The following is a 22,244-nucleotide window of genomic DNA, read 5'->3' on the forward strand; positions in this document are numbered from 1 at the left end:
ACCGTCTGCGCGCAGCAGGGAGTTTCTTGTGGGTGCTGCGGTCGTGATCACCGCAGCCCCCGGCGGCGGATGGCGGTTCGCGCGACCGCCGGGAGGGAACCGATGAGAATGGCGAGTACCAGGCCGAGCCCGAGCAGGACAGGAACCCGGACGGAAGTGCCGCCGGCCGGAAGGGTCAGGTGCTCGGCGGGATAGTCAATCATCTTGGCTGCGGACCGCGCAGTGGCACCGTCGGCATGCCGCGCCAGATCCTCGAGGGCGCCATCGAAACCGGGCACGCCGCCTGCGCCGCCCGCGCCGCCGAGGGCATCTATAGGCAAGTTCCGGGACGCAGCCCAGTCCCTCAATTGAGGGTCGGTATCCTGGTCCCCCACCGCCCCGGGAACAATGATCCTGTCCACCGGAGGCGCCAGCCGTTCCGGGACGGTCAGGAGAATCAGCCCGTGCCTGGTGGTGACAGTATCCGTGGCGGCGACTGCCACCGCCCGGGCGGCGAAGGACACGTTGTAAACCTCGAATGCGCCGGCGACGTCGATTTCGCTCACTCCGTTGAACAGCCCGACTCCGATTGTCGGCCGGAGCCACGGGATGAGGGCGTTGAGTCCGATGGGGATGTCCGAGGCGGCGAAGGATTGGACGGATATCTGGGCTGCCGCCCCGAGAGACCAGCCCGGGTAGTTCATGAGCCGGCCGACTCGTTCGGCTTCGGCAGCTCCCGCCAGGTCCTCCATGACGCTCAAGGCGCCCGGGATGCCGGAGGTGACCCCGGCGGTGGTCGTGATCATGCGGTCCTGGACGAATCGCACGCCTCCCATCCATTGGACCTCGGGATGGCTCTTCTTCAGAGCGCCCAAGCGTGACCAGTGGCTTGTCGCCTCGTGCCCTGCGAGGAGACCGGCCCCGGCCAGGACGCTCGATCCGTTGCAGACGCCCAGGATGCGGGCACCACGCCCTGATTGTTCCACGATCCACGCCCGCATTGCGGCTTCCTCCGGGCCCTCCGGGGCGCCGACGGCCGGGACGACCACTACGTCAGGCTGCCGGGCCGTACCCGATCGAATGTCCTCGAAGGTGTACGTGGGGACTATCGCCGGGCCCCCGTCGATTGCGGCAGGGACTCCCTGTGCCGCGATTGTGTAGACGGAAAACTCCGGGGAGCTGGCAAACACTTCGTAGGGAGCCAGAACGTCGCTCCCCACGGTGCCCGATGAGCCCAGGACAACGGCCACGACTATCGCACCGGACGAGGACGGCCGCTTCGTCGGAGGATCCTTCAGCTCCTGCGCGGACGGCTGAACATGAGATTCCGCGTCAGACACCTGCGCGCCGGCGAATGCCACCGCTGCCACAGTGACGAGGGACAATCCCACCGAGAGTGCGGCGTGGACATAGGACTTTGAGCGGGAAGCCATGGGCGGGTCTCGATTCCGTGGAGAGGTGCGGGGGCGTGAAGCTGTGCGTGCCCTGATTGCACTTTCACGCTACGGATTGCCCACCACGGGCACATCGGCCGGCGGGACAGTCCCCAACCGTCACCGCTGGTACCCGGGTACTACGCGATCACCGACGTCGGCGCCCTCCCGACCACCTGTCCACTGCACAGCCAGCGCAAAGGTTCCCCTAAGTCCCCAGAAATCCCCCTGCAGGAGAGTGGTTGCAGGAACACCGGCTCCAAGGAGGACCCTGATCATCATCTACCGCCCCATCGCCCCGCTGACGACCGGACGAACCGGACTCAAGGCAGCGCTGGCCGCCATGGCCCTGACCGCCATACTGGGCACCACCCGACAGGTCTCCGACGAATCCTTGGGGCCACAGGAATCCACCGCGGAATCGGCGTCGAACGCGCACCTGGCTGGGGAGTCCCCCACCAGGAGACCTTCCAGCTGAAACGACCCTTGACCGGCGATACTCATCGATATATCGTTAACTATCGCCGAATAGTCGGTGGCCATCACAGGACGCAACTGCAGCGGAAGGACGATGCCGATATGAAAGGCATGCACGACGACAAAATTACAGACGACGGACCCGCCCAGGGAGGATTCGGGCGCGGCAGGAGCCGCCGCGGGCCCCACGGACACGGCGGCTTCGGGCCGGGCCGCGGGTTTGGGCCGGGTTTCGGACCGGGTTTTGGGCCGGGCTTTGGCCCCGGTGGCTCGCGGCGGGCAAACAGGGGCGATGTTCGCTCGGCGATCCTCTCCCTTCTGGCCGAATCACCCTCCAACGGCTACGGCCTGATCAAGACAATCGCCGAAAAGACCTCCGGAGCCTGGCGTCCGAGCCCGGGCTCCGTATACCCGACGCTGCAGCAGCTCGTGGATGAAGAGCTCATCACGGCCGTCGGCGACGGCCGCGGCACCGAGTTCACGCTCACCGATGCGGGCCGGGCCTACGTGTCCGATCACGCCGAGGAGCTGGGGAACGCGTGGAACACCGACCCGCAGGGATCGGGGCCTGCGTTTCATCAGAGCGTAGGGAAACTCATGGGAGTCATCCACCAGTTCCGCTTCTCGGCCACCGAGGAACAACGCACTGCGGCGATGGAAAAAATCGACGAAACCCGCCGGGCGCTCTACCACATCCTCGCCGACTAGCCCCGCCCCCTGGAGCCTCCGCGCAGCCCCCGTCCACCGCCGCGGCATCAGCCCGGGCTGGCCAGCCGGTCCTTCGCGTGGCGGCTTCCTGGTCCGACAGGCACAAGCTCGGTGGCTTGCGCGAGGCCCTCGGTAGGCATCGAGACATACATGCTCTCGGCCCGGCTTATCTGGAAGGTCTCATGCCAGATACCGACGGCCCTGGGTGCCTTTCGCGCCTGGCGGTTGAAGGCAGTCCAGGCCGGCCTGTGCTCGGACTCGGGTGCGCTCGCGTAGGCATACAGCTTGTCCACCGAGTCCCAGTACTGCACGATGAGCGGCCCGCCGGGCCCGAGTGCAAATCGAACGCCAAGGAGGCCGGAACCCGGCTCCCGCAAGAGTTCGGTCAGCATCCGGGGCATCGCCTCACAGCTGGCTGCGGCCACGGAGGTTCCGGTTGCCACCATCAAGTACTACCTTCGGGAGAAATTGCTGCACGACGGCGTGCTCACGTCCGCGACCCAGGCCCGCTACGACGACTCGCATGTGCGGCGGCTGAAGCTGATCCGGGCACTCATCGGCACCGCCGGGCGCAGAGGCACGCGACCGCAACACCCAGGCCGCCCTGGTGAAGGCCCTGCACGGGCTCTCGGATGCGGGATTCGATCCCCCGGCGGCGCTCTTGGACCGCTACGCCGCGGCAATGCGGGACATCGCGGAGGCCGACGTCGAAAGTGTCCCCCCGGATTCGGCCGAGGCCGCGATGCAGTACGTGGTTCTCGGCACGCTCGTGATGGAACCGGTACTCCTGGCCATGCGCCGGCTTGCCCAGCAAAGCGCGTCGTTTCAAAGGTTTGGCGGGGCCCCCGGAAGTCCGGCGCGGAGTAGCTAGCCGGGACGTTCGACAACATAAACCTGTCCGTCGGGCGCTTGCCTGTGGGACTCCGTGGTGTAAAAGCGGATCTCATGTCCGTCCGGATCCGACAGGCCGGGCAGGATCCACCCGAGAGAGGCGACCTGGACGCCGGCATGAGCTTCCCCCAACTGAGTCAGCCGCGCGGAGAGGGCGTCCATGGCAGCCTTGGTCGGAACGCCGATGGAGAAGAAATCGAATCCGGAAGAGGACGCAGCTTTGCCAGGGTCCAGCCGCAGGGCCAGTCTCGGGCCGCCATTCGGGTGGTTAAGGGCCAAACCCATCAACTTGCCGTCCTCGCGGAACTCCATGGCAACGGCATAGCCCAGCCGGCTCTGGTACCACCCGCGGCTGCGGTCGAGATCACTGACCGGGAGCTTGAGGTGGTGGACGCCATCGAACGGGGGAACTTGAGTATCCACGGCAGATCCTTTGATTGCAGGCTCGTAATCCCACGATAGTCCGAATCATCCGCGTGGCGCCGCGAGGCAGCCTTGACGAACAGGCCGTGGCCGGGAATCTGCCGGCCGCCGTCGCCCGACGCTCCGCACATTGCTTTGGAGCCGACCCCGGGCTGGGCCGCCACGAGGGCACATCCCGTGGTAGGCGGGGCCCGGCGTCGTAAGCCACAGAAATACCAAAGCCGGCCCGGAAGAAGTTCCGGGCCGGCTCAGGATTTGTCCGTCAGACCTTGCGGGACCGTGAACGGTCCATGAAGAACATCACAATGGCAACGACCAGAAGAATCGGGGCGATCCACAGGAGGAATCCAACTGCCTTGATGGTGCCACCGATGATGAAGCACACGATGGCGATGGCTGCGATGATCCAGAGAAGAGTTTTCATATTCGAGACCTTCTTCGTTTAGACAGCTTGCTTCCCATTTGTCAGGGACCAAAGCACTGTACGGTGTGTGACCCCGGAGGGCAACTATTCGGCCCCCGGCGCGCGACGCCGAATAATCGACCTGACGGGTTCGCTTGTTCGTGCCCCACCATGCCGGGTACGTTCATCTGGCCGTGGTATCCTTGTCGAGAGGGGCCTGGACGACGTGCGGCATGGACCGTATGGGCGTCGCTGAAACGGCGTTGCCCTGGTGCACTAGTCCGTGGCAATGCCTGGCGATGCCGACGAGGCAGGTGTGGCGAGTTGGGCGGCAATCTGATCGGTCCACGCGTTGACGGCTTCCCAATCCCGCAAGTCCCCAAACCGGCCACCTGCGAACCGAAACAAGTGCCGGAACAGCGCCGGCATCTGGGCGGACGTGAAGACACCCGAGAAGAGCCGGTGGCCCCGAAGCGGGATCTGCTTGGCCAGGGCCCCTGCCAGGCGTTCCTGCTGCAGTGCCGCGCCTCGCCTGCGAAACGGCTTTGGCAACGCGTCGGCCATGCCGACGCTGAAGGCCCAGACCGGTCGTTTTTCCAGTTCGGGGGCATGGCGGGTGACGAACTGCGACGCCGCCGGCAGCCACGCCTGGTTGTGGACGGCGCTGCCGATCACAACCGCCTCGTATCCGGAGACAGCCTCGACCTCGTCCACGGACCGGCATTCGACGTCGCCCAGCGCAGCCGCCAAACGGGATGCTAAATGTTGGGCTATCTCCCGGGTTGACCCCAGCGCACTCGCATAGGCAACAAGAACCGCCATGATGAAGCCTCCCGTCTTCCGCTCACCAGCCTGATGGACCCTGCACCACCGGGGAGGTGCCATAAGTCCCGACATCGGGGTGAACAATGAGCGCTCCGGTTCCTCCGCCAGGCCATTCAGCGGTGCGATCCATACCCGCGATCGTTGGCCCCGGCCTCGACGGGACTGATCATTCTGCGGTTCCTGCGTTTGGCTCGTGGGCTGTATCGACGACCGGGCTGGGCATCGCCGCCCTCTCAGACCCTGCGCCTCCTACACACCCTGGTTGATGAATCAGTCGGAATCCTTGACGCCGCCGCCGCCGCGGGGCTCGTGCTCGTCGATCCGGCCGGAGACCTTCAGGTAATGGCCTCGACGAGCGAGGAAAGCCAACTGGTGGAAGTCCTCCAGCTTGAGGCTGGAGCGGGGCCGCGCGTGGACTGCTTCCGGACCGGAGCTGTAGTGGCCGTGGACGACATCGCGGCGCAGGGCGCCCGCTGGCCCCTGTTCCAGTCTTCCGCCCTCTCTCAGGGCTTCCGGTCCCTGCATGCCGTCCCGATGCGCCTGCGCAGCCGGACCATCGGTGCCTTGAATCTCTTCGGGCATGAGGCCGGTCCCCTCAGTTCCGAGGACATCGCCCAGGCGTTTGCGGACGTGGCAACCATCACCCTCCTGCAGGAACGCGCGGCGAGGGAAACCGCGCTGATCAACGAACAGCTGAAGCGGGCCTTGAACAGCCGCATTTTGATCGAACAGGCCAAGGGCGTGATCGCCCAGAACTCCAACGTCGACATGAACGCGGCGTGTGCACTGCTGCGCAGTTATGCCCGCGCCCACAACCAGACCCTCTACGACACTGCGGAACAAATTATCAACCGCAGAATCACGATCTAGCTACCGAGGTCGGCGCAACCGGGCTCAGGCCCGGGGCACGCGGGAATCGAGCAGTGCCGACAGTGCCGGCAGTGCGTGGGGATCGGAAAGCGCCGATCCGATGGAGACGATGCCTGCACCGGCGGCCAGAAATTCCCCGGCGTTGCTGGCGTCCATGCCGCCGGTAGCAACAAATTTCATGTGGGGAAACGGGCCGTGCATGGCCTTGAACCAGGATGGGCCAAGTTCGGCGGCCGGGAATGCCTTCACCCATTCAAGGCCCAGCCGCATGGCCGCCTGGATCTCGGAGGCGGTTGCGACGCCGGGAAGCGAAGGCAGGCCGAATTCCAGCGAGGAGGCGACGACGTCGGGGTCAAGACCAGGGCTGACCGTGAAGGCGGCACCGGCGTCCCGGGCCTGACGGACGTGTTCTGCGGTCACCACTGTGCCGGCGCCGACCGCTTTCCCCCGGCCGTCGCCGGCTTTAACCGCAGCCATGAGGGCATCGAGGGCCTGTGCGTTTTGAATCGGGACCTCCACACAGTCAACGCCGAGGTCCCAGGCGGTGTGGGCAAGCTTCACCGTGCGCTCCACACTGTAGCCGCGCAGAATCGCCATGACCGGCGTGTTCGAGAACAGTTCGTCGAAAGTCGTCTTTAGGGTCGCCATCCCAGCTCCTTGGAGATCGTGTCGGTTGTTGAAAGTAGTGCCGGCAACAGCTTCCGGAGTTCGTCGAGATTCGCCGTGGCCTTGAGCGCCGTGATTGAGACGGCAGCCATGACCTGTGAACGGGCGTCGCGGATCGGGGCCGCGATGCAATTGATGAAGTCCTCGAACTCCGCGTTGTCCACCGCCCAACCGCGCTCACGGACTCCGCTGAGCTCGGTTTTCAGACTCTTGGCATCGCCAATGGTAGTTGCCGTGTGATGGGTAAATTCATACGTCTTCAGCACCTCGTCCACGAACGCATCGGGCTGGAAGGCAAGAATCGCCTTGGCTACTCCCGACGTGTGGAAGGGCACCGGCTGCCCGATTTGGGAATACAACCGGACCGACCGCACGGGGTCGATCTTGTCGGCATAGAGGATGCGCTGGCCGGTCAGCTCAGCCAGGTGGATCGTGTGCCCGCAGCTCGCGCCCAGCCTGACCAGGACCGGATGGGCCAGATTCGCGAGGCTGAACTGGTCTGCCGCTTGATGGGCCAATCCCACGATTCGGTAACCCACACTGTAGAGACCCTGTTCACTGCGCCGGATGAGGCCGCCCTGGATCAGCGTCTCCATCAGACGCAGGGCTGTTGACCTGTGGACGCCGATATGGTCCGCGACCTCGGACTGGGATCTGGGCCGTTCGCTGACGAACTCGATAATCTGAATTGCCCGCTGCACGCTCTGGACGCCCGGAGCTTCCTGCGCCATTGCCTACGCCCCCGCAAGCGGGACGAAATCGCTCGTGCTTTGCAGGGACCGGGCCGCCATGCGGTGGCCGGCGAGCAAAGCATCGCCCGAGTTCCCGCCCTCAAGAACCGAGCCCAGGTACCCGGCGGCGAACGCATCGCCGGCTCCGACTTCTTCAACGACCCGCACCGCAGGGGTCGGCACGAAGACTTCGGTGGCAGATTCCAGTTCGGTAGCTCCAACGGCACCGTCCTTGACCACCAGCTTCCCACTCGGCCGGAGGAGGTCGTAGACGGAGCGCGGATCGGTGGTGCCCCAAAGAACGGCCGCCTCATCCAATCCCACGAAAACGTAATCGGCCTGGCGGGCCAGGTCCAGCAGTACGGGCGCGGCTTCCTCGACCGGCCAGACTCCCCGCCTGTAGTTCACATCGAAGGAGAACTTGGTCCCGCTGTGCCGCAGCCGCTCCGGAAGGGCCATCATCATGTCGCGGCAACTTGGGGAAAGGCCGGGCGTGATTCCGCTGACATGCACCAACCGGGCGCCGGCCAAGGGCAGTGAGTCCAGGAACGCGACGGACATCGTCGACGCGGCCGAGCCCCGGCGGTAGTAATGCACCCGTGTTGCACCCTCGCCCGGGTCCTTGAAATAGACGCCGGTCGGTGCATCGACAAGCTGCACAAAAGAGGTATCCACGCCGTACTTCTCGACCGTGCGCAAAATGCGGGTCCCTAGTGGGTCCTGCCCCAGGACGCTAACCCACGATGTCCGGAAACCCGATTCCGCCAGATACATGGCCACCGTTGACTCGGCCCCGCCGACCGACAGATGGAACAATTCCGAATCTTCCAGAGCCATCGGCTCCGTTGGCGTAACCATGACCATGGTCTCGCCCAGACACAGGACATCCGGCTGTTCCATCAGGCCTCTTCCTCGAAATTGATTGATATTGCCACTTTTTCACAAATTCGGCGTAGTGCGCAATTGAATTGCGAACTACGCAACGCTTTGGAAGGTGCGCACCGTCGCGTCTCCCGGCGGGCCGTTGAAGTTGTTCTTTGCCAAGCGGCACGGCGGCGCTCAGGCGCCACCGTGCCGCGACCTGCTACGTGATGGTCAGGCGTTCAACCTTGTCGACCAGGAAGATGTAGGCGAGGGCTCCGATGACGGCGATGACAGCGATATAACCGATGCCGCCGACGAATGAGCCGGTCAGCTGGACGACGAAACCGATGACCAGCGGAGACAGAACGCCTCCGATGTTGCCAATGAAGTTGAAAAGTCCGCCGGTGATGCCGAGCTTGCCGGCCGGGGCGATATCCGCTACGAGCGACCAGGAGATCGCGGACATGCCCTGAGCGAAGAAGGCCACCGACATAATAGTGATAATCAGGGCCGGGCTGTCCGTGTAGTTCGCCAGAATAATGACGGACGCGGCGCCAAGGCCGGTAATGATGGGCGCTTTGCGGGCGATGTTTGTCGACATGCCGCGCCTCAGCATCCAGTCCGACCATGCGCCGGCGAAGAGCACGCCCACCATCGCCATGATGTAAGGAATCGAGGCCAGAAGTCCGGCGCTCAGAAGGGTGAAATGCTTGGCGGTGACAAGGTAGGAGGGGAACCATGTCAGGAAGAAGAACAACGTGGATGTGTTGGCGAACTGGCCCACTAGCACGCCAATCATGCGCCTGTGCCTGAGCAGTTTGGGCACGTCTGACCAGCGCGCTTTGTCCGCCTTGGCCGTCTCCAGCAGCGCCCCGCCGGCCTCGAGGAGCGCGAGCTCCTGGTCCGAGACCTTGGGGTGATTCTTGGGTGAGTTGCGGATCTTGGTGAACCACACAAACGCCCACGCCAGCCCGAGGCCCCCCGAGAGGTAGAAGACGGACTGCCAGCCCAACGCAGTGGCCACCAAGGCAAGCAGCGGGGCCGCAAGCGCCAGCCCGATATACTCCCCGGCGGTGTAGGAAGCGGTGGCAATGCCGCGCTCCTTCTTCGGGAACCAGGAAGCAACCAACGCGGAGTTTGCAGGGAAGGCCGGGGCCTCCGCCACGCCAAGAGCCAGCCGCAACCCCAGCAGGACGCCGAAACCGCGCGAAAGACCGATCGCCGCCGTCACCAGCGACCAGGCAACGAGGGCATACCCGAAGGCCAGCTTGGCCCCCAGCTTGTCGATCAGCCAGCCGGCTGGAATCTGCAGCAGCGCATAGGTCCACCCGAAGGCAGAAAAGATCAGACCCATTGCCGCGGCATCCAGCCCCAGGTCCTTGCTGAGCGCCGGGGCAACAATGGCCATATTGGCCCGGTCCAGGTAATTGATCGCGGTGCTGACCGAGATCACCAGCAGAATTCCAAAGCGGACCTTGGTGGCCCCACTGTACTTGCGCCCGGGCGCGACAGCCTGTTGTTGTGTCATGGACGTTCCTTGTCATGAAATTTAGTGGAGGCGCTTCGGAGCTGCCGTGATGTGGCGCAAAGCACAAGCAAAATAGTGACATGGACGTCCATTCCGCGCAACCCCATTGCGTATTACGCAACTATGCGAACACGGGCGGTGCCGCAGAAGACAGTCGGCGCGACGAGGAGCCGCAACGGGCTGGGACGGCCGATACTCTAAACCGGCACAGCTGTGATGAGACTCACTCGCAATAATGCCAAACCGGCTTGGAACGTCCGCGCCCCGTTGTGCACTATGGAAAGGCACGGCGGGGACCCAAATTCCCCCGTCGAGGCAGCCCTGACCGCCCCGCCTTAAGCGTGGTGCGCGGATCAGCGGCACTGTTTTACCCATCCTGGTGGACGCAATGAGGCCAAACCGGTGAGCTCGCAGAGCTGCCCAAAGTCTCAGGCGTTCCTGGTTGGACCCTACGGCGGCTCCGCATCGGTGCGGCAGCCGGACATCCGGATTCATGAATGGAAGCACTGAACAATGACGTTTGAAACTGCCACCTCTGTCACCCACAAACTCTGGGACCGCTCCACCGCGCACCACGAGCTGGACGCCCTGATCCACGACCTCTCGGTGCGGCACAACACGCCCAAGAGCAACATCGCGGTCCACGCCAGCGGGCCGAACACGTTCACGCTCAGCCTCACCCACGGCGCGGCCAACCTGGATTCGGCCTCCGCTTAACACCTCAAGACTGTACAAAACGACGACGGCGGGAGTCTCCCGCCGTCGTCGTCGTCCCGAACGCCACTCCCCCGCGGATCAACCGGGTCCACCGTCAGGTTGGGGATCCGGCCGACCAGCCCAATTCCGAAGCCGTTGCCGTTGCCGTTGCCGAGGCGAAGAGTGTGGGCGCTTCACGCTGCTGGGTCGTCGACGTCGGTCACCGAGATGCGTTCGACCCCTTCGACTAAGTTCAGGGCGATGACCGAGTTCTCGACGGCGCGCGGGGATCCTGTGAGCTTGAGGATGATGTCCTGGTGCCTTGTCCACGTCTCCGGCGCCCGCGCCGGTAAGGCTTCGAAGAGGTCGGTGCGCATTTCCAGATCGCTGACCCTCAGTCCGTGTTCGGCGATAGTCATGATGATGTGGCGCAGCACTCCTTTTCCATCGACGTAGCGGATCATCAGGGCCCGGCGGGAGGATTTGGAGTGGGGCATGCGTTGCGTGAGGGGGGCGATGCCGGCGACGACCAGCAGGTAGGCGACGACGACCCCGGGGGCGATGAAGAACATGCCGGCTCCGGCCGCCATCCCTACCGCGGCGACGAGCCAGATACTGGCTGCCGTGGTGAGGCCGCGCACTGTGTCGCGACGCACGAAGATCAGGCCGGCACCCAGGAAGCCGACTCCGGAGGCGACCTGCGCCGCGACCCTGGAGCCGTCGAGGGAGTAACCAGTCTCGCCGCTGATGTCGGTGAAACCGTATTTGGAGATCACCATGAAAAGGGCTGCACCGAGCCCCACCAGGGTGTGGGTGCGCAGACCGGCCGATTTCTGGTTGAACTCACGTTCGAGGCCGATGACCAAGGAGAGAACGACTGCGACGGCGATGTTCAGGAGGTAATGGTATTCCGGCTGCAATCGGTTCTCGTTTCGGCAGGCAGTCTGTGCACGTCGGAATCTTCCCTTCCCGTCGACGCCTGCAGTCTGGGGATCGGGTTCAGGACGGATGTGGCGTATCTGAGGATGCGGGTTCCTCCGGGTTCGTCTCCGTCGTCGGGTGCGACCCACACGGTCAGAGTGCCGGAGTCGAGGCTGGCGGTGAACGGGTTGCGGGTGACGACGTGCCCGGCGGCGGAGTACAGGGGGACAGGGAACTCGTGCATGATGCGCCGCTGTCCCACGTCAACGGTCGCGAAGCCGCCGAGCTCAAAGGGCGCACAGGCACCTCCCAGGACAGAGATTCCGGAGGCGATTATCACTCCCTCTCCCGCGTGGAGGCAGTCCTGGTAGTCGATGAAGTGGCTGGGGTTCTCCCAGCGGTCCAGCTCTTTTCCGTCATGGGTCCAGGTGTAGATGGACCGCGATCCCCAGCTGGCCCCGTAGACAAGCTGCCGGGCCGCGTTGCTCGTTACCCAGCTGATGTGGTCAGGGACGCGGAACCGCTCGGTGAGTGCCAGAGTGGCGGGGTCGAGGGAGTAGACGATGCTTTCCTGGCCGGGGCGGTATTCGGCGACGGATATCCAGACGACCGACCCGTCGTAGTCGATGCCCCCAGGATGGTAGATATCCCCTTCACCGACCGGGATGTCCTCCAGAAGGTTCCCGTCGCCGTCGAGGACGAAGATATGCCCTCTTCCCCGTCCCGGGGCGCGGCGGTGCGGGTCCGGGTCCCGGCCTGCAGGTGGCGGGTCTTCGAGGATCTCGACGGAGGAGAGGAACATCCGTCCCAGCGCGAAGGTCAGGCCCTGGGGATGGTACGTCTGGAAGTCCAAAGGTATCGACCCGATGTGTTCCCAGGCCGCTGCGCGGTCCAAGGACAGGAAGGCGTTCCTCATCTTTCGGTTCCTTCGGCCAGCCTCCAGAGACCGTACAGCTCGTCTGCGACCTGGGGCGCGGCGGCCAGGAATCCCCCTGATGCGGGGAAGGGGTTCACAGCGCCGTCTTCGTCGAGCACGATCCCTCCTGCCTCCTGGACGATCAGGGTGGCCGCAAGGTGGTCGATGGGGTTGAACTTGGCGATGACTGCGCCGCTGCCGCGGCCGAGTGCGATTCCGGCCACGGTCAGGGTGCCAGAGCCCATGATCCGCAGGGTGGCATGGTGGTCGCCGGCCAGGCGAAGGAATTCGGCCATGCCGGGCCAGGGCCTGTGCTGCATCAGCTCGGTATGGACTACGGCCCCTGCGAGGGAATCGGGGTTCAGGCCATACTGTCCGATGCTGATCGCCTGCCCGTTGATCCGGGCGCCCATCCCGGCTGCTGCTTCGATGATTTCGTCACGCCAGGGGTGGGCGACTACGGAGGCGAGGGGCACGTGGTCGATGGCCACGGCCAGCGAGAACGCCGTCCAAGGGATGTTGTTGGCGAAGTTGGTGGTTCCGTCGACGGGGTCCAGGTACCAGCAGGGTGTGCCTTCGACGGGGGCGCCCCCGAATTCTTCCCCGACGAACGAGTGCCCCGGGAACCGTGCGGACACCACTTCGCGTACGTGCTGTTCTACTGCCAGGTCAACGGCGGTGACCAAATCGGCTTCGTGGACCTTGGTCGCAGTCTTCCCGCGCTCGGTGTTTCGGGTGTATTCAATGGCCCATTCAGCCAGTTCGCGCAAGGTCAGCCGCACCTCGAGGAGTTCCCGAAATGTGAGCTGGCCGGCAGGGGGATCTGCGAGCCATGCCGAGGGGCCACGGTCCAGTGTTTCGCGGACATGCCGCGGCCGGTTCGAGGTGACTGCGTCGACGCCGAGTCCGAGGACCCACCGCATCGCGGCCTCGTCGTCCACCGTCCAGCACGCCACCCGCTGGCCCATCTGGTGGACGTCCTCGACCAGTGCGCGGCTGAGGACTACGTATTCCATGTTCACGTATTCCGGCTGCAACTCGTCCAGCAGGTCTTGCGGGGGGACCGCCCGGCTGTTCCACGGGAGCCAGAGCCGCGCGCCGGGGTCGAGGGAGCGGATGGTGCGCATCCCGTCGAGGTTTCCGCACCACGCCACCTCGATTCCTGACTGCCGGACCACGGCGGCCGCGCTGGTGGCCGGGGCTGCTTCCTCCATGTCGATCAGGAGCGTTGAATCGCAGTCGTAGAACAGCCCGAGGGCCTCTTCCAGCAGCGGGATGCGTTCCTCGCCCGAGCCGAGTCCTGCGATCTCACGGTAGGTGAGTTCGCTGACGGGGCGGTCCAGGTCCCACAAGCGCAGGAGGGTTTCGTCGTGGAGCAGCACGACCTGGCCGTCTGCGGTCAGACGCACGTCCACTTCGACGAAGTCGAAACCCGCCTCGACCGCCGACCGGATGGCCGGGAGGGTGTTCTCGCGGAAACGGCCGGAATCACCCCGATGCGCAGTGACGGAGACCGTGCTGCTGGAATGGGCGGGCGCTTCGGGCGCCTTGTTGCTCACGCGGTCATCTCCTTGAGGTCGGTCAGGGACCCGTCGCGGAAGGTCATCGCCTTCCGAACCAGGACGTGTACTTGTTCGCCGAGCGCGGGGACCTCTCCGGTGACGAAGCTTCTGAAGAGCCCGTCGTCCCGCCGCAGGAAGACTTCGTTGAAGTGCCCGTGGGGAACGATCCGTTCCACCGAAGCCGGCAGTGCGCCGGTGACGGGCTCACGGGAGTACAGCACGTCCTCTGGACGGATCCCAACGACGTCTGTCCCGACCACCAGCCGCCCGTCCCGGAAGCTTCTGTCCGGGAAGCGGTTCAGGCTGCCGACGAATGTGGCGACGAATTCGGTCGAGGGCCGCGTGTAGAGTTCGGCCGGGGTGCTGTACTGCTCGATCCTGCCCGAGTTCATGACTGCAATGCGGTCTGACATCGACATGGCCTCCTCCTGGTCGTGGGTGACGATGACGGTCGTGATTCCGAGGCGCTGCTGGATTTCTCGGATGTCCTCGCGAACTTTGACCCGCAGCTTTGCGTCGAGGTTGCTCAGCGGCTCGTCGAGCAGGAGCAGTTCGGGCTCCTGGACCAGCGCCCGTGCGAGGGCGACTCGCTGCTGCTCGCCTCCGGAGATCCGGGCCGGACGGGAGTCCCTGTGGTGAAGCAGATTGACCAGTTCGAGGGCGGCGTTGGTCCTCTTCTCCAGCTCGTGGGCCGGAGTCTTGCGCAGCTTCAATGGGAATGCGACGTTCTTGAAGACCGTCATATGGGGCCACAGGGCGTAGTTCTGGAAGACCATGGCGCTGGGGCGCTTTTCCGCCCCGAGATGCGATACTTCCCGTCCGTGGACCGTGATGGATCCTTCGTCGGGCTGCAGGAACCCGGCAATCATGCGCAGCGTGGTGGTCTTGCCGCAGCCGGACGGGCCGAGCAGGGCTACGAGTTCGCCCTCGTTGACCTGCAGGTCGAGGTTGTCGATGATGGTCCGCCCGCCGAGGACCTTGTGGAGCCCGCGGATCCGCAGTCCCCGCTGCTCGCCGGGGCTGGCCGCCGGGACTGCCGGGACGATGGATCGTGTGGAGGTGCTCACGATGTTTGCCTCAACTCTCTGGGGATAATCATTTGATCTGGAAGCCTTCGGCGAGCTGGCCGCCAGCGATGTGTTTGTGGGCTGCGCTCATCAGCGCGACGGACGGAATGGCCAGGAGGATGGAGAACACCGCCGCAACCTGGTTGGGGTAGTTCAGCACCAGGCTGTACATCTGGGTGGGCATCGTCATGAACGTCGGTGCTCCCACGAGGTATGTCCCCTGCGCTTCGTCGAACGAAGCCAGGAACGACATGACCATCGCTACCAGGATTCCGGGGAAGGCCATCGGCAGGGTCACGCTCGTCAGGACCCTGACCTTGGATGCGCCGGCGTCGCGGGCGGCTTCTTCGAGGCTGCGAGGAACCGCGGCGAAGGCAGCCGCCGGGATCCAGGTCATGAACACGACCGTGCCGAGGATGTGGATGATCAGGATGCCCATGATCGTGTTCATCAGGTTCAGGGCGTAGAACAGGGCCGCGATCGTGACGAACAAGCCCATCTTTGGGAATGCGTTCACGGCGAACAGCCCCACCAGGAACGTTCGTCTCCCCCAGAAGCTGTGGCGGGCGAAAGCGTAGGCCGCCGGCAGGCAAATGAAGGCCGAGGCCAGGACGGTGATCGGTGCGAAGAACAGGGAGTTCTGCACTGCAACTCCGAGCGCACTGTCGCTGAACACGACCTGCCACCACCGTGTCGTCCAGGAGGTGGGCAGGAGGTTGGGGTAGGTCCAGGTGTCCGCGAAGGCGTGCATCCCGAGCCAGAGCACCGGGCCGAGGATGAACACGGTCATCACGACCACGAACAGGGCCAGGAGGACGCCCGAGAAGGTCTTCGCGGTGCCGTGCCCGTCCTTTCGCAGTGTCGGAACTCCGGCCATCAGATCTTCCCCTCTTCCTTCGCCGAACGGAAGTTGGCCCACACATAGAGGGCCGCCATGCCGGAGGCGATGGCGAACACTGCGAAGGCCATCACCACCGATTGCTGGGGCTGGTTGAACGAGGAGAAGTAGTTCGACATATCCACGCCGAGCATATTCGGCGAGTTCGGGCCCGTGAAGTAGGGAACCGTGAAGGATCCCACGACGCCGATCGCGGTGAAGGTCGTTGCGATGATGATCGGGATGAAAGCCATCGGGATGATGATCGAGACCACGACGCGCACGAAGCCTGCCCCGGCGTCGCGGGCCGTCTCGATCATCGCGTCCGGCACAGCCTGCAGCCCGGAGGTAACCATCAGGACCGCGAACGGAAGGGAGGTCCAGACGGAGCCGATCACGACGGTCACCATCGTGTAGGCCCAGACGGGGAAGTCCACGCCGATCTGGGCGAAGAGGCTATGCAGGAACCCGTCGCCCGAGTAGAAGGTCAGGATGGACCACGAAGCGATGACTACCGGGATGAACAGAGGCACGATGGCGAGCCCGGAAAGGAACCGTGCGATGCGGCCGCCACGCAGCTTAAGGAACAGGCCGATGCCCAGGGCCATGGTGATGACCGTGACCGTACTCAGGAGGGTCACCAGGACCGTCACCCCGAGGTCTTCGAGGAAGCGGCCGTTTGAGAACACCTCCTGGTACGCCGCCAGTGTCCCGAACGGGGTCTCCGCCTGGTGGACGTTCTGCCCGATCAGCGCCAGGGTTTGGTTCAAGCCTCCCGTGAAGCCGAGGCTGAAGCCCAGGGCCAGCAGAATCGGGAACCCGACGAACACGGCGATCAGCAGGATCGGCGGCAGCGCCATGAAGAGGCCCAAGGGCCGTGCGCGGTCTGCTTTGGCCTCCCTCCGCGCGGACGGCGTCCGCGCTCGGGTTGCTACCGTCACTGGCCCGGCACCTTCTGGTCCCAGAGGTTGTTCAGGTCCTTGTTGATCGCATCGAAATAGGGCTTGCGGAGATTGTTGGTGTCGGCGTCCTTGAACTTGTCGCTAACGTCGGCGGGAAGCTTGTCCATCTTGATCGAAGGGAACCCGGAGATCTCCTGGACAATCATGGCCTGCGCCTCCGGGCTGAGCACGAAGTTCGCCAGTTTCAGGGCTGCCGCCTGCCGCGGAGTGGATGCGGGTATGCCCAGGTAGGACGCGCCGCCGGTGAACGAGGGGTTGGAGATCTGGACCGCCTTCACGGTCGCGGGGATCTGGCCGTTTGCGACTCCGGTGGTGAACTGGTCCGACCAGACCGGCGCCATGGAGATCTGTCCGCTGCTAAGCAGCTGGAGCACCTGGTTGTTCCCGTTGGGGTAGACGCCCTTCTGGAAGACGTAGGGGTTCAGGCTCTTCAGCGTGTCGAAGCCCTGGGCCCAGTCCGCCTCCAGATCCTTGGCGTACCCGACGGTCATCTTCTGCCGGTCCGCGGCCGGGACATACTTGTCCAGCACCGTGGCGACAAAGGCGCCGCCGGAGCCGCCGGACTTCGGAGAGTTGTAGGTGAACTTGCCCGGGTTGGCCTGGATCCAGGCCAGCAGGTCGTCCAGCGTCTTTGGCGGCGCGGGGACAGTCTTCGTGTCGTACGCCAGAAGCACTGCGGACCCGCGGTAAGGGATGCCTCCGGTCCCACCCGCCTGAACCACGTCAGCCGGGACGTCGGCAAGAGACGGGACCGAGCCCGTCGTGACCGGGAGCAGGAGGTTCGCCTCAGACGCCTTGGCCACGAAACCCGCGTCCACCAGGTCGAAGCCCGGGTCCTGCTTCTGCTGCGCGGCGCTGCTCAGCTTGGCCATGGTCTGGGAGTCGTGCTCGCCGTGGAGATCGATGTTCGTCTTTACCGTGTACCCGGGGTTCGCCTTCTCGAACTCAGGGATCAGCCTCTTCTCCCACAGACTCTGTACGTTCGTATCACCGCTGATGAACACGGTGAGGGATTTGTCGGCGTCGCCGCCGGGCGCGCTCTGCGAGGCGACACTGCTTTGGGCGCAGCCGCTCATCATCAGGGCGGCCGCCGCCATCGACACAGTCAGGGGCACGAAGCGTTTTAGGAGCATCATTGGATCCTTACTCGACAGTAATTTGCACCACACGATGGTGGGATCCTATCCACATCCAAGACGCTTTGTATATATGTCAGCTCATATGCACCTGCTGACTAAGTTTTTAGCGTTCCCGAGTGGGGCCGCGACCCGAGAGGCGCGGCGTAGGACCCGGGAAGCCGCAATTTCGGCTTTGCTCCGGGTCAACTCCGCCACAGTTCCTGAAGACCCCGCTGGCTTGGGCGGCTTCTTGGATGGTGCACGGCCTGCAGATGAATAGCCTGTGGGACGGCCTATTCCACACGTCACAGGGCTGGCGGTGCTGGCGGTGCTGGCGGCCGGGCCTGTCGCCACGGTCCGGCCCGGAAAGTGCTTCCGGAACCGGCCTGAGAGTCCTGCGTTCCGGCCCCGCTCACAGGTAGGTCAGCGCGGGCAGGGGCCGCCTTAAGGCCTCTGCCCGCGCTGAGGGTCAGGAGAAGCGACCCGGCCGGAAGGTGGCCAGCATCGGATGCTTCTTGCCGGACATGATTTCGCCCGCGAGCAGTTCACCGGCAATGAGGCCCAGCGTGGCCCCCGAGTGGGTGAAGGCCACAAAGCAGCCGGGCACCTGGCCAAGTTCACCCAGGACCGGCTCGCCGTCGCCCGGGATCGGCTTGTAGCCGATCTTCCAGGAGGCCGGCTTGAGTTCGGGGTTGCCGGCGATCAGCTTGGAGGCTTCATCGGCGAGTTCCTGGACCACGTCACCGGGGATGCTGAACGAGCCGTCAGCGTGCTCGGTGATGTGCTCTTCGTACCAGTCGTGGTCCAAGGCCAGGGCGTTTCCGGGGTTCGGCCGGACGGCGGCCCGCGGGGTGTTCAGCACGGCCTTCAGCCCGTGCTCCACCGGTTTGGTCAGCACCAGCATGGAGACCGGGGACCCGTTGGGGATCTCCACGCCGAGGGGTGCGACGACGGCCGGCGTCGCGGCGCCGCACGCCACCAGCACAGCGTCCGCAGAGTAGGTTTCGCCGGTAGCCGTCTCGACGCCGGCGGCCCGGCCGCCGTCGACCGCGACGGAGACCTTGCCGGCATTGAGGACGAGTTCGCCGCCCAGGGCGTGGAACTCCTCCATCAGAAAGTCCACCAGCGCGGGCAGGCTGACCCAGCCCTCGCCGGGATTGAAGATGGCGGTCTCCGGCACGGCGTCCGGATCGATGCCGGGAGCGACCGAGGAAATCTCGTCCGGGGCCAGGAGCTTGGAGTTGTAGCCGATGGACGTCTCGTAGTCGTGGCGCGCTTCCGTGACGGCCCGCTGGCCCGCCGCGTTCCACATGAGGCCGCCGCCGAACTGCAGCCACTCCCGGTCCGGGTCCGCGGCAAAGAGGGTGCGGTAGCGGTCCACGCCGGCGACCCGGAGCTGGTGGTACGGGGTGGACCGTTCTCCGGCCGAGTTCAGCCACGACAGCGAGCGTCCGGTGGCTTCACTGGCCAGACCGCGTTCGCTCAGGAGGACCACCGACGCGCCGTCGCGGAGCAGGTGGACGGCAGTGGAGACGCCGAGGATGCCGCCGCCGATGACGGCGACTCGTTTGGTTGAGGGCGTGGAGGACATGGGTCTCCCTTTCTTTGCATGATGGGTGCTTGGGGTGCGCGGCGGCCCCGTTGGGGCGATGCGCGGGATGGCTAGGCGAAGGCGCGGATGCTGTCGATAACTCGCAGGACTTCGAGGGAATCTTCCGGGTCGACCGGAAGCGGGCCATCCCCTCGGAGCGCTGCTGCCAGCCGGGTATAGAACTCGGGATAGCCGCCCCTGCGGGCAGGTACGGGGGTGGTGGAACCGTCGACGCCGAGGATCCCCCAAGAATCTTCGGGCTCAACGCCGTAGGCCGGATCCGACGGCGTGGCCCCTGCAGCCAGTGCTGGTTCCTGGCTGTCCAGGCCCCACTTGGTGTAGCCAGCCACGGACCCCAGGACGTGGAAACGCGGACCGGCCTGGGCTGCCATGCCGTTCATCCACAGCCGGGAGCGGACCCCGGACTCGTGGCGCAGGCTCACGAAGGCCTCCGTGTCGCCGCCGTCGGGATGTCCATGGTTGGCCGTCTCCCCATGGGCCTCGGTCACGGCGCCAAACAGCTGGATGGCCTGGTCGATGAGGTGGGCACCCAGGTCGTGGAGTATGCCGCCGCCGTCGGACACCGCGGCGGTGTCGCGCCAGTTCCCGAACCCTTCCGGCCGCCACCACTCAAAGCGCGACTCAAAGCTGCGGACCTCGCCAAGCGCTCCTTCACCAAGCAGCTTTTGAAGCGTCAGGAAGTCGGCGTCCCAGCGCCGGTTCTGAAAGACCGTGAGCCGCACACCGGCGTCGGACGCCCGGGAAATGAGCGCTTCGCCCTCGGCCGACGCCGGAACGAACGGCTTGTCCACAACGACGTGGAGTCCGCGCGCCATCGCCGTTGCGGCAAGGTCGAAGTGGGTCAGCGGGGGCGTCCCGAGGACGACGAGGTCAAGGTCGCCGGCGAGGGCGAACAGCGCTTCCGGCGTCGGGACGATCCGGGCTTCCGGGTAGCGCCGTGCCGCTTCCGCGGCGCGGTCCGGATTGGCCGTGACGATCACATTGAGGGAATAGCCGGGATGTGCCGCTATCAGCGGCGCGTGGAAGACGCTGCCCGAGACGCCGAAGCCGACGACGGCGGTGCGGATGGGCGCCGCTGCCGTGTTTCCCTTCAGGGTCTCCATCAGAGCACTTCCGAGAGGAACCGCTGGAGCCGTTCGCTTTGGGGGTTGTCGAAGAGCTGGGCGGGGGTGCCGGACTCCACAACTTCGCCTTCGTCCATGAAGACGACCTGGTCCGCGACTTTGCGGGCAAAGCCCATCTCGTGCGTGACCACCAGCATGGTCATGCCGCGCCGTCCCAGACCGGCCATGAGGTTCAGCACCCCCTTGACCAGTTCGGGGTCCAGGGCGCTGGTGGCCTCGTCGAAGAGCATGACCTCCGGTTCCATGGCCAGGGCGCGGGCGATGGCGACGCGCTGCTGCTGTCCGCCGGAGAGGTCACGGGGCCGGTGATCGGCGCGTTCGCCCAGGCCCACCTCGGCGAGGCGACGGCGGGCACGTTCCCGTGCTTCGGCCTTGGGCATCCCCTTGACGCTCCACAGAGCCAGGGCGACGTTCTCGAGGGCGGTGTGGTCCGGGAAGAGGTTGAAGTGCTGGAACACCATGCCGATGCGGGCCCGCAGGAGGTCCGGTTTGACCTGCAGGGCGCTCTCGCCGGCCAGGAGCACGTCCCCGCTCTTGGGCTCGTGCAGCCGGTTGACACCGCGCAGCAGGGTGGACTTGCCGGAGCCGGAGGGCCCGATGATGCAGGTCGTGGTGCCCGGTGCGACAGTCAGGCTGACGTTGCGCAGCACCTCGATGTCGCCGTAGGCCATGGTGAGGTTTTTCAGTTCCAGGCTGGAGCCGTGGAAGGTCTCGATGTCCGGCGCGGTGTTGCTGGCCGTATTGCTGGTGATGCTCATGTGTTGCTCCCGGTGGTCAGCGGTGAAGCCGCGGCGAGTTCGTTGACTTCCTTGAGGCCGCTGCTGGGAGCGGCGGGGCGGCGACGGCCGGTACGGAACCGGTTGTCGAAGTAGTTGACCAGGTGGGTCAGTGGCACCGTTATCACCAGATAGAAAATGCCGGCCATGACCAGCGGTGAGAGGTTGCCGGAAAGCACGGCGGCGTCTTGGCCCACCCGGAACAGTTCGCGTTCAGAGACCAACAAGCCGAGGAAGTAGACCAGCGAGGAATCCTTCACAATGGCGATGAACTGGTTCACGAGCGCCGGCAGGACGCGGCGGACGCCCTGCGGGACCACCACCAGGGCCATTGACTTGGCATAGCTCATGCCCAGCGCACGGCAGGCCTCGCCCTGGCCTTTGTCAACGCTCTGGATACCAGCGCGGAAGATTTCACCGATGTACGCGCTGGCAATCAGGCTCAGCGCGATGATGCCCAGCGGGTAGGGTGACGGGCCGAAGACCGACTGGCTGAAGCGGGCGAAGCCCTGGCCGATCAGCAAGATGGTCAGGATGGCCGGAAGCCCACGGAAAAGGTCCGTGTAAATCCGGGCCGGGACGCGAAGCCAGCGGGAAGGAGAGATTCCCATCACGGCGATGACCATGCCGAGGGCGACGCCGATGACCGTTGCGGCGGCGGAAATAATGAGCGTGTTGAGGAGACCGACTCCTAGTAGCTGGGGCAGGACCTCGGCCATTGCGGCGAAATCGAAAAACGTTCGGGTGATGGTGCTTAACCAGTCCATGGTTGCTCTCAGACGTAGGTAGCTTGTGGATCCCGGGCGGGCCGCGGC

General features: G+C 65.1%; 25 protein-coding genes and 1 pseudogene. 6 read left to right on the forward strand and 20 right to left on the reverse strand.

Annotation, left to right across the window (positions count from 1 at the left end; all coding sequences use genetic code 11):
- Positions 1-47: 47 nt before the first annotated feature.
- The gene (locus AC1DES_RS16615; RefSeq protein ID WP_476896807.1) at positions 48-1,412 is read right to left on the reverse strand and encodes a DJ-1/PfpI family protein; all 1,365 of its coding nucleotides are present in this window, start codon (positions 1,410-1,412) and stop codon (positions 48-50) included.
- Between the two features lie 238 nt (positions 1,413-1,650).
- Here AC1DES_RS16615 and AC1DES_RS16620 point away from each other — a divergent pair, with 238 nt between their 5' ends.
- Together AC1DES_RS16620 and AC1DES_RS16625 are read left to right on the forward strand one after the other, a co-directional pair.
- Complete coding sequence (locus tag AC1DES_RS16620) at positions 1,651-1,890, forward strand: hypothetical protein (protein ID WP_476896808.1); 240 nt, start codon at positions 1,651-1,653, stop codon at positions 1,888-1,890.
- A 101-nt stretch (positions 1,891-1,991) separates the two neighbouring features.
- Positions 1,992-2,597, forward strand: a complete 606-nt coding sequence (locus AC1DES_RS16625) for a PadR family transcriptional regulator (RefSeq protein ID WP_476896809.1) — start codon at positions 1,992-1,994, stop codon at positions 2,595-2,597.
- 47 nt (positions 2,598-2,644) lie between these two features.
- Here the strand turns inward: AC1DES_RS16625 and AC1DES_RS16630 are convergent, their stop codons facing one another.
- Positions 2,645-2,998, reverse strand: a complete 354-nt coding sequence (locus AC1DES_RS16630; RefSeq protein WP_476896810.1) for a monooxygenase family protein — start codon at positions 2,996-2,998, stop codon at positions 2,645-2,647.
- On the opposite strand from AC1DES_RS16630, the pseudogene AC1DES_RS16635 reads away from it, so the two are divergent.
- Positions 2,910-3,098, forward strand: a pseudogene (locus AC1DES_RS16635) (hypothetical protein); the annotation flags it as partial. The gene AC1DES_RS16630 and the pseudogene AC1DES_RS16635 overlap by 89 nt on opposite strands.
- 106 nt (positions 3,099-3,204) lie before the next feature.
- The gene (locus AC1DES_RS16640) at positions 3,205-3,468 is read left to right on the forward strand and encodes a hypothetical protein (RefSeq protein WP_476896840.1); all 264 of its coding nucleotides are present in this window, start codon (positions 3,205-3,207) and stop codon (positions 3,466-3,468) included.
- On the opposite strand, the gene AC1DES_RS16645 is transcribed toward AC1DES_RS16640, so the two are convergent.
- The 3 genes from AC1DES_RS16645 to AC1DES_RS16655 form a co-directional block, all read right to left on the reverse strand.
- Positions 3,465-3,911, reverse strand: a complete 447-nt coding sequence (locus tag AC1DES_RS16645) for a VOC family protein (RefSeq protein ID WP_476896811.1) — start codon at positions 3,909-3,911, stop codon at positions 3,465-3,467. The genes AC1DES_RS16640 and AC1DES_RS16645 overlap by 4 nt on opposite strands.
- Before the next feature lie 262 nt (positions 3,912-4,173).
- Positions 4,174-4,335: a hypothetical protein gene (locus tag AC1DES_RS16650; protein WP_476896812.1), complete on the reverse strand. Its 162-nt coding sequence runs from the start codon at positions 4,333-4,335 to the stop codon at positions 4,174-4,176.
- 255 nt (positions 4,336-4,590) lie between these two features.
- Entirely contained in the window at positions 4,591-5,136 is a 546-nt protein-coding gene (locus tag AC1DES_RS16655) for a flavodoxin domain-containing protein (RefSeq protein ID WP_476896813.1), read from the reverse strand.
- Positions 5,137-5,325: 189 nt separating this feature from the next.
- Here AC1DES_RS16655 and AC1DES_RS16660 point away from each other — a divergent pair, with 189 nt between their 5' ends.
- Entirely contained in the window at positions 5,326-6,009 is a 684-nt protein-coding gene (locus tag AC1DES_RS16660; protein ID WP_476896814.1) for an ANTAR domain-containing protein, read from the forward strand.
- A 24-nt stretch (positions 6,010-6,033) separates the two neighbouring features.
- On the opposite strand, the gene AC1DES_RS16665 is transcribed toward AC1DES_RS16660, so the two are convergent.
- The 4 genes from AC1DES_RS16665 to AC1DES_RS16680 form a co-directional block, all read right to left on the reverse strand.
- Entirely contained in the window at positions 6,034-6,657 is a 624-nt protein-coding gene (locus tag AC1DES_RS16665) for a bifunctional 4-hydroxy-2-oxoglutarate aldolase/2-dehydro-3-deoxy-phosphogluconate aldolase (protein ID WP_476896815.1), read from the reverse strand.
- Positions 6,645-7,406, reverse strand: coding sequence for an IclR family transcriptional regulator (locus AC1DES_RS16670; RefSeq protein ID WP_476896816.1), 762 nt, complete (start codon positions 7,404-7,406; stop codon positions 6,645-6,647). The genes AC1DES_RS16665 and AC1DES_RS16670 overlap by 13 nt, the downstream gene beginning before the upstream one ends.
- A 3-nt stretch (positions 7,407-7,409) precedes the next feature.
- Positions 7,410-8,306 (reverse strand): sugar kinase, encoded by an 897-nt coding sequence (locus AC1DES_RS16675; RefSeq protein ID WP_476896817.1) that lies wholly within the window; start codon positions 8,304-8,306, stop codon positions 7,410-7,412.
- Between the two features lie 184 nt (positions 8,307-8,490).
- Positions 8,491-9,798: an MFS transporter gene (locus AC1DES_RS16680; RefSeq protein ID WP_476896818.1), complete on the reverse strand. Its 1,308-nt coding sequence runs from the start codon at positions 9,796-9,798 to the stop codon at positions 8,491-8,493.
- A 513-nt stretch (positions 9,799-10,311) separates the two neighbouring features.
- On the opposite strand from AC1DES_RS16680, the gene AC1DES_RS16685 reads away from it, so the two are divergent.
- Entirely contained in the window at positions 10,312-10,515 is a 204-nt protein-coding gene (locus AC1DES_RS16685; protein ID WP_476896819.1) for a hypothetical protein, read from the forward strand.
- A 173-nt stretch (positions 10,516-10,688) separates the two neighbouring features.
- On the opposite strand, the gene AC1DES_RS16690 is transcribed toward AC1DES_RS16685, so the two are convergent.
- From AC1DES_RS16690 to AC1DES_RS16740, 11 genes are all read right to left on the reverse strand, one after another.
- Positions 10,689-11,414 (reverse strand): MgtC/SapB family protein, encoded by a 726-nt coding sequence (locus AC1DES_RS16690; RefSeq protein WP_476896820.1) that lies wholly within the window; start codon positions 11,412-11,414, stop codon positions 10,689-10,691.
- The gene (locus AC1DES_RS16695; RefSeq protein WP_476896821.1) at positions 11,387-12,331 is read right to left on the reverse strand and encodes a DUF6454 family protein; all 945 of its coding nucleotides are present in this window, start codon (positions 12,329-12,331) and stop codon (positions 11,387-11,389) included. Before AC1DES_RS16695 ends, AC1DES_RS16690 begins: the two co-directional genes overlap by 28 nt.
- Entirely contained in the window at positions 12,328-13,890 is a 1,563-nt protein-coding gene (locus AC1DES_RS16700; protein ID WP_476896822.1) for an inositol monophosphatase family protein, read from the reverse strand. The genes AC1DES_RS16695 and AC1DES_RS16700 overlap by 4 nt, the downstream gene beginning before the upstream one ends.
- Positions 13,887-14,960: an ABC transporter ATP-binding protein gene (locus tag AC1DES_RS16705; RefSeq protein ID WP_476896823.1), complete on the reverse strand. Its 1,074-nt coding sequence runs from the start codon at positions 14,958-14,960 to the stop codon at positions 13,887-13,889. The genes AC1DES_RS16700 and AC1DES_RS16705 overlap by 4 nt, the downstream gene beginning before the upstream one ends.
- Before the next feature lie 28 nt (positions 14,961-14,988).
- Complete coding sequence (locus tag AC1DES_RS16710; protein ID WP_476896824.1) at positions 14,989-15,837, reverse strand: ABC transporter permease; 849 nt, start codon at positions 15,835-15,837, stop codon at positions 14,989-14,991.
- A complete protein-coding gene (locus tag AC1DES_RS16715) occupies positions 15,837-16,778 on the reverse strand; it encodes an ABC transporter permease (protein ID WP_476896825.1) in 942 nt (313 codons plus the stop codon). Before AC1DES_RS16715 ends, AC1DES_RS16710 begins: the two co-directional genes overlap by 1 nt.
- Positions 16,775-17,935, reverse strand: coding sequence for an extracellular solute-binding protein (locus tag AC1DES_RS16720; protein WP_476896826.1), 1,161 nt, complete (start codon positions 17,933-17,935; stop codon positions 16,775-16,777). The genes AC1DES_RS16715 and AC1DES_RS16720 overlap by 4 nt, the downstream gene beginning before the upstream one ends.
- 451 nt (positions 17,936-18,386) lie before the next feature.
- The gene (locus tag AC1DES_RS16725; RefSeq protein WP_476896827.1) at positions 18,387-19,508 is read right to left on the reverse strand and encodes an NAD(P)/FAD-dependent oxidoreductase; all 1,122 of its coding nucleotides are present in this window, start codon (positions 19,506-19,508) and stop codon (positions 18,387-18,389) included.
- 71 nt (positions 19,509-19,579) lie between these two features.
- A complete protein-coding gene (locus tag AC1DES_RS16730; protein WP_476896828.1) occupies positions 19,580-20,632 on the reverse strand; it encodes a Gfo/Idh/MocA family protein in 1,053 nt (350 codons plus the stop codon).
- Positions 20,632-21,411: an amino acid ABC transporter ATP-binding protein gene (locus AC1DES_RS16735; protein ID WP_476896829.1), complete on the reverse strand. Its 780-nt coding sequence runs from the start codon at positions 21,409-21,411 to the stop codon at positions 20,632-20,634. Before AC1DES_RS16735 ends, AC1DES_RS16730 begins: the two co-directional genes overlap by 1 nt.
- Positions 21,408-22,196 (reverse strand): amino acid ABC transporter permease, encoded by a 789-nt coding sequence (locus AC1DES_RS16740; RefSeq protein ID WP_476896830.1) that lies wholly within the window; start codon positions 22,194-22,196, stop codon positions 21,408-21,410. The genes AC1DES_RS16735 and AC1DES_RS16740 overlap by 4 nt, the downstream gene beginning before the upstream one ends.
- Positions 22,197-22,244: the final 48 nt, after the last annotated feature.

This window comes from Arthrobacter sp. 05T442 (genome assembly GCF_056395945.1).